This window comes from Nocardia sp. NPDC051911 (assembly GCF_040681035.1).
Taxonomy (GTDB): domain Bacteria; phylum Actinomycetota; class Actinomycetes; order Mycobacteriales; family Mycobacteriaceae; genus Nocardia; species Nocardia sichangensis.
The window spans coordinates 49,814-58,574 of sequence record NZ_JBFAXY010000041.1; the positions used below are offsets into that span (position 1 = coordinate 49,814).

Sequence of the window (8,761 nt, forward strand, 5' to 3'; positions counted from 1 at the left end):
CGTGCAGGTCAGCGATAGAAAGGCGGAGACGGTGGCAGCGGAACCCACGCCGGTGCGGCAGTTGCGCGCCGATCAAGCGCGGCGGGTGGCCGACATCTTGCGCCACCAGTTGCACGCGGGCGCGTTCGAGAACGCGCTGCCGAGCGAACAGGAACTCGCCGCCGAGTACGGCGCCTCCCGCAACACCGTGCGCGACGCCTTGGCGCTGTTGAAGGACGAGGGCTTGATCGACCGGGCGCCGAAAGTGGGCACCCGGGTGGCCACCCGCAAGTACGACCACGGGCTCGACGCTCTGCTCGGGCTGCAGGAGACCTTCAAGGGCCACGGCACCGTGCGCAACGAGGTGCGCGCGGCGATGCACGTCGCCGCGCCGCCCGCCGTCGCGCGCAGGCTCGGTCTCGCGCCCGGCGAGCGCGTGGTCTATCTGGAGCGCCTGCGCTACCTGGCGGATCTGCCGCTGAGCCTCGACCTCACCTACCTCGTGCCCGACATCGGCACCGAGGTGCTCGGCCACGACCTCGAGCACACCGACGTCTTCGTGCTGCTGGAACGCATCAGCGGCCAGTCGCTCGGCTCGGCCGACCTCGCCCTGGAAGCGGTGCCCGCCGACCCGCACACCGCCTCCACCCTCGACGTCCCCGGCGGCGCGCCGCTGCTGATGCTGGAACGACTGACCCGGCTCGACGACGGCCGTCCGGTCGATCTGGAGTACATCCGCATGCGCGGTGACCGCATCACCATGCGCGGCAGCCTGACCCGCAGCACACCCGAATGGAAGGTCCTCTAGATGGCACTCGTCAACCAGCGCGCCGACATCCCCGTCACCATCGACGAGTCGCTGTGCATCCAGGGGTGCACGCTGTGCGTCGAGATCTGCCCGCTCGACTCGCTGGCCATCAACCCCGAGAACGGCAAAGCCTTCATGCACGTGGACGAGTGCTGGTACTGCGGTCCCTGCGCGGCCCGCTGCCCCACCGGCGCCGTCACCGTCAACATGCCCTACCTGCTCCGCTGATCTGGAAGACCGATGAAAGTGAAACTCGCCCCCGTCCTGCTCGCCGCCGCGCTCGCGTTGACCGGGTGCTCGCTGGAGCAGTCCGACGACACCCCCGCCGGCACCGTCAAGGTGGTCGTCGGCTACCAGTCCAAGACCATCAACACCGTCACCGCGGGCACCTTGCTGCGCGCGCAGGGCTACCTCGAGCAGCGGCTACAGAAGATCACCGACAACGGTGGGACGAAGTACCAGGTCGAGTGGCAGGACTACGACACCGGCGCGCCGATCACCGCGCAGATGGTGGCCGAGAAGATCGACATCGGCTCCATGGGCGACTACCCGTTGCTGATCAACGGCTCTCGCACCCAGGTCAACGAGCGCGCGCGGACCGAACTGGTGTCGGTCACCGGGTACAACCCCAAGGGCGCGCTGAACATGGTCGTCGTACCGAACGATTCGGCGGCCACCGGCATCGGCGACCTGGCGGGCCAGAAGATCTCGGCCAGCGTGGGCTCGGCCGGGCACGGTACGCTGGTGCAGGCGCTGTCCCGGGCGGGCATCGATCCGGCCAAGGGCGTTGAAGTGCTCAACCAGCAGCCGCAGGTCGGCGCGACCGCCCTGGAATCCCACCAAGTGGGCGCGCTGTCCCAATTCGTCGCGTGGCCCGGTCTGGTCGTCTTCCAGAACAAGGCCAAGCTGCTCTACGACGGCGCAGAACTCGGCGTGCCGACCTTCCACGGCGTGGTGGCCCGACGCGCGTACGCCGCCGATCACCCTGAGGTCCTGCAGGCGTTCCTGGCCGCGCAGTTGGATGCCACCCAATTCCTGCAGGAGAAGCCGTTCGAAGCCGCCGAGATCGTCGCCGACGGGTCCGGGCTGCCGCAGGAGGTGGTGTACCTCTACAACGGTCCCGGCGGAACGAGTTTCGACACCACGCTCAAGTCGAGCCTGGTCAACGCGCTCAAAGGTGATGTGGCCTACCTGAAGTCGATCGGCGACTTCGCCGACCTCGACATCGATCGGTTCGTCGACGACGGGCCGCTGCGCAAGGCGTACACGGAGACCGGACGCGGCGACTACGACCGCGACCTGGCCGCCACCGCCAACCCGACCCGGGTCACCGGCGCCGACCCGATCTGCGGCAAAGCGGCGGAGAACCCCGCGCTGGCCGGCGAACTGTGGGTGGACGGCGCGGCGAAGCCGCAACCGGCCGCGGACCCGACCTGCCTGCTGCGCGCTGTCCAGGCCGCGAAAGCGCAGGGCCGGACGATCCGCGCCGCCTACGTCCCGGACACCGAACTCGGCACCCGCTGGTTCGCCGACAAGTCGATCTGGTTGCGCGACGGCGCCGCCTACCTGCCCTTCACCACCACCGCGGCCGCGCAGCGCTACCGGCAGGCGCACCCGTCCGCCACGCCGGTCGGCTACGACCAGGCCGTCACGGAAGTACGCGGATGACCAGCGAACTGGCCGCACCGGCAGTGCGGGCCGCGGCCGAACCCGCCGCCACCCGATCGGCGGCCACGCCGGCGTTGCGATCGGCCTGGCGCTCGCGCCTGCTGCGGGTGGGCTCGGTCGCCGCCGCGGTCGGACTGTGGCAGCTGCTCACGGTCAACAACGTGCGGGCGGCGGGCCTGCGGTTCGACACGCTGCCGACCGTCACCGAGATCGTCGCCGAATTCGGCACGCAGTTGCGCTCCGACCAGTACTACCTGGACATCGCGCAGTCGCTGATCCGGATCGTCACCGGCTTCGGGCTGGCCGCGGTCATCGGCGTGATCGCGGGCATCGGACTGGGCCGGTCGCGGCTGCTCGCCGACACCTTCGGCCCGCTGGCCGAACTCGTCCGCCCGATCCCGGCCATCGCCCTGGTGCCGGTCGCGATCCTGCTGTTCCCCAACGACGAGTCCGGCATCGTGTTCATCACGTTCACCGCGTCGCTGTTCCCGGTGCTGGTCAGCACCAGGCACGCGGTGCGCGCACTGCCCACGATCTGGGAGGACGCGGTGCGCACGCTGGGCGCGTCCCGGCTGGACGTGCTCACCCGCGTGGTGTTCCCCGGCATCCTGCCCGGCGTCTTCAGCGGGCTGTCCGTCGGCGTCGGCGTGGCGTGGATCTGTCTCATCTCCGCGGAGATGATCTCCGGACGCCTCGGCGTCGGCTACCGCACCTGGCAGGCCTACACCATCGTGGACTATCCGGCGGTGTTCGTCGGCATGATCACCATCGGCGTCCTCGGTTTCGCGACATCGGGGCTGGTCGAGCTGGCCGGCCGCCGCATAACCCGCTGGCTGCCCAGGGAGGTCGAAGCATGACCACAGTGATCGACGCACCGGCATCGACCGGAATGGCCTTGAGTCTCAGCGGTGTCCGCATCGCCTATAGCGGCGAGCCGGTGCTCGACGGGCTGAACCTGTCCATCGCGCCGGGCGAAATTCTCGTCGTGGTCGGCAAATCCGGCTGCGGCAAGTCGACGTTGCTGCGCGCGGTCGCCGGACTGCGGAGGCCGGAGGACGGAGCCATCCTGGCCGACGGCGACCACGTCACCGGGCCCGCGGCCGACCGTGCCTTGGTGTTCCAGGACGACGCCCTGCTGCCGTGGCGCACCGTGCGGCAGAACATCGAACTCGCCTTGCGCCTGCGCGGCACACCGCGAGCCCAGCGGCGGGCCACCGCCCTGCACTGGGTGGACGAGGTCGGGCTCACCGGCTACGCCGACTACCTGCCGCGCGACCTGTCCGGCGGCATGCGCCAGCGCGTCCAGCTCGCGCGCAGCCTGGCCGCCGCGCCGCGCGCCGTGCTGATGGACGAGCCCTTCGGCGCACTGGACACCCAGACCAGGGAAACCATGCAGCGCCTGCTGATCCAGACCTGGCGCGCCCACCCCACCACCATCGTCTTCGTCACCCACGACCTCGACGAGGCCCTGCTGCTCGGCGACCGCATCGCCGTGCTCGGCGGCGGCACGCTGCGGGCGCTGGTGCCGGTGCCCAGCCCGAGGGACGCGATCGACCGGGCCGCGACGAAGGCCGAGATCCTGGAGAAACTGTGAACATTCCGCCGCTATCGGAACGGATTCGGCTGGACTGCGACGTGCTCGTCATCGGCGGCGGCACGGCGGGCACGATGGCCGCGCTCACCGCCGCCGAGCAGGGCGCGAACGTGCTGCTGCTGGAGAAGGCGCACGTGCGGCACTCCGGCGCGCTGGCCATGGGCATGGACGGCGTGAACAACGCCGTGATCCCGGGCAAGGCCGAGCCGGAGGACTACGTCGCCGAGATCACCCGCGCCAACGACGGCATCGTCGACCAGCGCACGATCTACCAGACCGCGACGCGCGGCTTCGCCATGGTGCAGCGGCTGGAACGCTACGGCGTGAAGTTCGAGAAGGACGAGTACGGCGAGTACGCCGTGCGCCGAGTGCACCGGTCCGGCTCGTACGTGCTGCCGATGCCCGAGGGCAAGGATGTCAAGAAAGCGCTGTATCGCGTCCTGCGCCAGCGCAAGATGCGCGAGAAGATCCGCATCGAGAACCGGCTCATGCCGGTGCGCGTGCTCACCGACAACGGACGCGCCGTCGGCGCCGCCGCCCTGCACACCCGCACCGGCGAATTCGTTGCCGTCGGTGCGAAAGCCGTGATCCTGGCCACCGGGCCGTGCGGCAGGCTCGGGCTGCCCGCCAGCGGATACCTGTACGGCACCTACGAGAACCCGACCAACGCGGGCGACGGCTACTCGATGGCCTACCACGCCGGGGCCGAACTCAGCGGCATCGAATGCTTCCAGATCAACCCGCTGATCAAGGACTACAACGGCCCGGCCTGCGCCTACGTCGCCAATCCGTTCGGCGGCTACCAGGTCAACGCCGAAGGCGAACGCTTCGTCGACTCCGACTACTGGTCCGGCCAGATGATGGCCGAGGTCAAGCGCGAGATCGAATCCGCGCGCGGTCCCATCTACCTGAAGGTGTCGCACCTGCCCGACGAGACGCTGAGCACGCTCGAAGGAATCCTGCACACCACCGAGCGACCCACCCGAGGCACCTTCCACGCCAACCGCGGCCACGACTATCGCACCCACGACATCGAGATGCACATCTCCGAAATCGGTTTGTGCAGTGGCCATTCCGCCTCCGGCGTGTGGGTCGACGAGCACGCGCGCACCACGGTGCCCGGCTTGTACGCGGCGGGCGATCTGGCGTGCGTGCCGCACAACTACATGATCGGCGCGTTCGTCTTCGGCGATCTCGCCGGTGCGCACGCCGCGTCCACCCTGGACGAGGTCGCCGCGCCCGCCGAGTTGCCCGAGGACCAGCTGGCCGCCGCCCATGAGCTGATCTACCGGCCGCTGCGCCAGCCGGAGGGGCCGCCGCAACCGCAGGTGGAATACAAGCTGCGACGTTTCGTGAACGACTATGTCGCGCCGCCCAAGACGGCGACCAAGCTGGCCATCGCGGTGGAGACCTTCGACCGGATGCGCGGGGAGGTCGAGGGCATCGGCGCGCGCACCCCGCACGAGCTGATGCGCGCGGCGGAGGTGTCGTTCATCCGAGATTGCGCCGAGATGGCCGCCCGCAGCTCACTGACCAGGACCGAATCCCGTTGGGGCCTCTACCACGAGCGCGCCGACCTACCCGAACGCGACGATGTCGAATGGCGATACCACCTCAACCTGCGCAAGAACCCCGACGGAACCATGGCGTTCCTGAAGCGGCCGGTGGCGCCGTACCTGGTTCCGGTGCCCGGGCTCGACGACCTGCCCTCGGCCGATGCCGAGGTGGTGCCGGTGCACCAGCCGCACCAGGTCGTCGGCCGTGCGCCGCACACCGGCGGCGGCGCTGAGCACGATCGCACCGCGGCCGGTTCGCCGGCGCAGCCCGCCACTCCCCCGTCTCCCCGGATCGTCGCGCTGCTCGCGCTCGACGAGCCCACCGTGGAGCAATTGTCCAGCTATCTGACCGATGCCGACGCGGGCGTGCGGGCCGCGGCGATCTCGGTGCTGACCGAGCACACCCCGGAGGACTTCGCGACCGCCCTCGGCGACGCGCTGGACGACACGGCGGCCTCGGTCCGGCGCGCCGCCGCGGCCAGCCTGCGCGAACTCGTCGAGGTGTTGCCCTCGGCGGCAGGACTTTCCGACCGGCTCGGCTCGGCCGACCCCGTCGTGCGGTCCACGGTGATCGATCTGTTGCGCGCCCTGCGGGCAGGCGAACCCGCGCACTACCGCGCGGCGTTGGCGGACGAGGATCATCGCGTCCGCATCGAGGCGGTCCGCGCGCTGGTCTCGCTGAACGATCGGGACGGCGTCGCCACCCTGGCCGCCGACGGCAACCGGGAAGTGCGGATCGCGGTCGCCCAAGGCTTGGCCGCCATCGGCGACGGCGGGGCCGAGGTGATCCGCCGCCTCGCCGACGACCAAGACCCGCTGGTCCGCGCCGCGGCCCTGACCGCGTTCGCGCAGCTGGGCGCCGAGCCGGCCGACGTCACCGCGCTGGCGGGCGCCCTGCGTCACTCGGCCTGGCAGATCCGGGTGGGCGCGGCGCGCGGGCTCGCGGGTGCCGACCCGGACCTCGCGGTGCCGATCCTGGCTGCGGCACTGCACGATCCGCATCTCGACGTCCGCAAGGCGGCGGTGCTGTCGCTGTCGGCGTGGCCGGACCTGCCCGCCGCGCACGACGCGCTGCGCGCCGCGATCGATGACACCGATGCCGACGTGCGCGCGTATGCCCGGCGAGCGCTGGCCACCCAGCCGACGGCCTAGCGCGGCGTGGTTGCCGCAGCTCGAATCGCTGATTAGATTAGCGGCTCGACCGTTGCCGACTCGTCGGCCGTGACACAGCCGGATGGCGACGGGGCGGCCGACGACGAATCCGTCGCCGTTGTCCACCAGCAGCGACGGGAGTATGGCGTTGACCTTGCCGAACTGGCTGGATCTCGCCGTGCTCACCACCGTCGTGGTGGCCGCGGTGCTCGGCTGGCGTCGCGGCGCGATCGTGGGGCTGCCCGGTTTCGCGGGCGCCTTGGCAGGAGCGATTCTCGGCGCGGCGCTCTCGGCCACGGTGTTCGGTCAGCTGGCTCCCGGCGCCGTGCGGCTCCTGCTCGCGCTGACGGTGGTCGCCGGGTTGGTCGCGTTCGGCGCGGTCGCCGGGCACCGGGCCGGACGAGCCGCCCGCGCGACGGTGTCCGATCCCGTCGCGCAACGCGCCGACGCCGTCTGCGGATGTCTCGGCTACGCGCTCGCGGTGCCGCTGGTGGTGTGGCTGTTCGCCGCACCGCTGGAATCGTCCGCCCTGGTGCGTGATTCGACGACCGTGCGGACCGTCGACGACGTCGCGCCGTTCTGGCTGTCCGGACTGTCGGAGGTGCTCACCGGACCGATCGTGGACGCCGGGCTCGGCCGCCCGCTCGCGCCGCCCGATCCGGGCATCGTCGCGGGACCGATGCCCGCCGCACTGCGCCAGAGTGTGCTTCGCGTCCAGGATCTCGCGCCGACCTGCGGCGTGCGCCAGTCCGGCTCCGGATTCGTCATCGCGCCGGAGCGCGTGCTGACCAACGCGCACGTCGTCGCGGGCTCCAGCAAAGTCTCCGTCGACACCGCGGCCGGATCGCTCACCGCGACTGTGGTGCGGTTCGATCCGACCATGGACATCGCGGTGCTCGCCGTCCCCGGGCTCACCGCGCCCGCCCTGACCGTCGCGCCCGAACCGGCCGATCCCGGCGACGACGCGATCGCGCTCGGCTACCCCAGGGGCGGGTCCTACACCGCGTCCGCCACGCGGGTGCGCGGCCGGGCCGAACGCCAGGTGCGCGACATCTACCGCACCGGTGTCGGGGAACGCGAGATCTACACCTTGGACGGTTCGATCCAGCACGGCAATTCCGGCGGGCCACTGGTCGACCGCGACGGCCGGGTGCTGGGCATCGTGTTCGGTGTCGACGAGAACAACAGCAATGTCGGATTCGCCACGAGCCTGCCGGAAGTCCTCGACCGGCTCGACCACGGGTGGCGCTCCGACCGCCCGGTCGACACCGGCCCCTGCGCGTCCTGACCGCCGGTCAGGACGCGTCGGCGATGATCACCACACCGCTCGAGGCATCCAGCAGCGGAATGGTCCGCTCCGCGGCATCGTCGACATGCACGCGCGGGTGCGCGGGCAGCTCGGTCTCGTAGTAGGTGCCAGGACCGTAGAACTGGCCGTACTTCACCACCACGCCGTCGAAGTCCAGCACAGCCGCTTCGTGCTCCTGGATCACCGCGCCCCGGCCCGCGGGCGGCTCCCACGCGATACTCTGGGCGAGAAAGCGTTTCGCCCCGGCCGCCCGCGCGGCGGCGATCAAGTTACGGGTGCCCTCGGTACGGATGCGCGCGTTCGCCTCGGCCCGCTCCGGCAGCAGCGCCGCGTCGTCCGGCAGGTCCGTGAGCTGATGCATCACCATGTCGGGCCCGAACCCGACCACGGCGGCGGACAGGGCGTCGGCGTCGTACACATCGCACACCACCGGCTCGGCCCCCAGCGCCCGCAAAGGATCGGCCTTCCCCGCCGATCGGGTCATCCCCGCGACCTCGTGCCCCGCCTCGATCAACAGCGGAAGCAAGCGGACTCCGATAACGCCGGTCGCACCGGCCAAGAAGATGCGCACAATGTTCATTTTGCAGCGCCTGCGGCGCTGCGTGTTCGCGGCCCCCTCATGGCTCGCGTCCGAGCGACCGCCGCTGGCGACTTCGTCGCCGCGATCGAGGAGCTGCGGAATAAGTATCTGACAC

The 8,761-nt window shown here is 70.7% G+C and carries 8 protein-coding genes; 7 read left to right on the forward strand and 1 reads right to left on the reverse strand.

Translation table 11 applies throughout. The features are described 5' to 3' along the window. Window position 1 precedes the first annotated feature (1 nt). From AB0L97_RS34275 to AB0L97_RS34305, 7 genes are all read left to right on the forward strand, one after another. A complete protein-coding gene (locus AB0L97_RS34275) occupies window positions 2–787 on the forward strand; it encodes a GntR family transcriptional regulator (protein WP_355078884.1) in 786 nt (261 codons plus the stop codon). Next, entirely contained in the window at window positions 788–1,015 is a 228-nt protein-coding gene (locus tag AB0L97_RS34280; RefSeq protein ID WP_039797742.1) for a ferredoxin family protein, read from the forward strand. It begins immediately after the preceding gene. 12 nt (window positions 1,016–1,027) lie between these two features. Further along, on the forward strand, window positions 1,028–2,455 hold the full coding sequence (locus AB0L97_RS34285; protein WP_364437992.1) for an ABC transporter substrate-binding protein: 1,428 nt from the start codon (window positions 1,028–1,030) through the stop codon (window positions 2,453–2,455). Then, a complete protein-coding gene (locus AB0L97_RS34290) occupies window positions 2,452–3,312 on the forward strand; it encodes an ABC transporter permease (RefSeq protein ID WP_356969639.1) in 861 nt (286 codons plus the stop codon). Before AB0L97_RS34285 ends, AB0L97_RS34290 begins: the two co-directional genes overlap by 4 nt. Continuing rightward, window positions 3,309–4,049: an ABC transporter ATP-binding protein gene (locus AB0L97_RS34295; RefSeq protein ID WP_355078881.1), complete on the forward strand. Its 741-nt coding sequence runs from the start codon at window positions 3,309–3,311 to the stop codon at window positions 4,047–4,049. Before AB0L97_RS34290 ends, AB0L97_RS34295 begins: the two co-directional genes overlap by 4 nt. Continuing rightward, complete coding sequence (locus AB0L97_RS34300) at window positions 4,046–6,757, forward strand: fumarate reductase/succinate dehydrogenase flavoprotein subunit (protein ID WP_364437997.1); 2,712 nt, start codon at window positions 4,046–4,048, stop codon at window positions 6,755–6,757. The genes AB0L97_RS34295 and AB0L97_RS34300 overlap by 4 nt, the downstream gene beginning before the upstream one ends. 118 nt (window positions 6,758–6,875) lie before the next feature. Continuing rightward, window positions 6,876–8,045: a MarP family serine protease gene (locus tag AB0L97_RS34305; RefSeq protein WP_364438000.1), complete on the forward strand. Its 1,170-nt coding sequence runs from the start codon at window positions 6,876–6,878 to the stop codon at window positions 8,043–8,045. A gap of 7 nt (window positions 8,046–8,052) precedes the next feature. Here the strand turns inward: AB0L97_RS34305 and AB0L97_RS34310 are convergent. Further along, a partial coding sequence (locus AB0L97_RS34310) for an NAD-dependent epimerase/dehydratase family protein (RefSeq protein WP_364438003.1) occupies window positions 8,053–8,761 on the reverse strand: 709 nt, incomplete at its 5' end.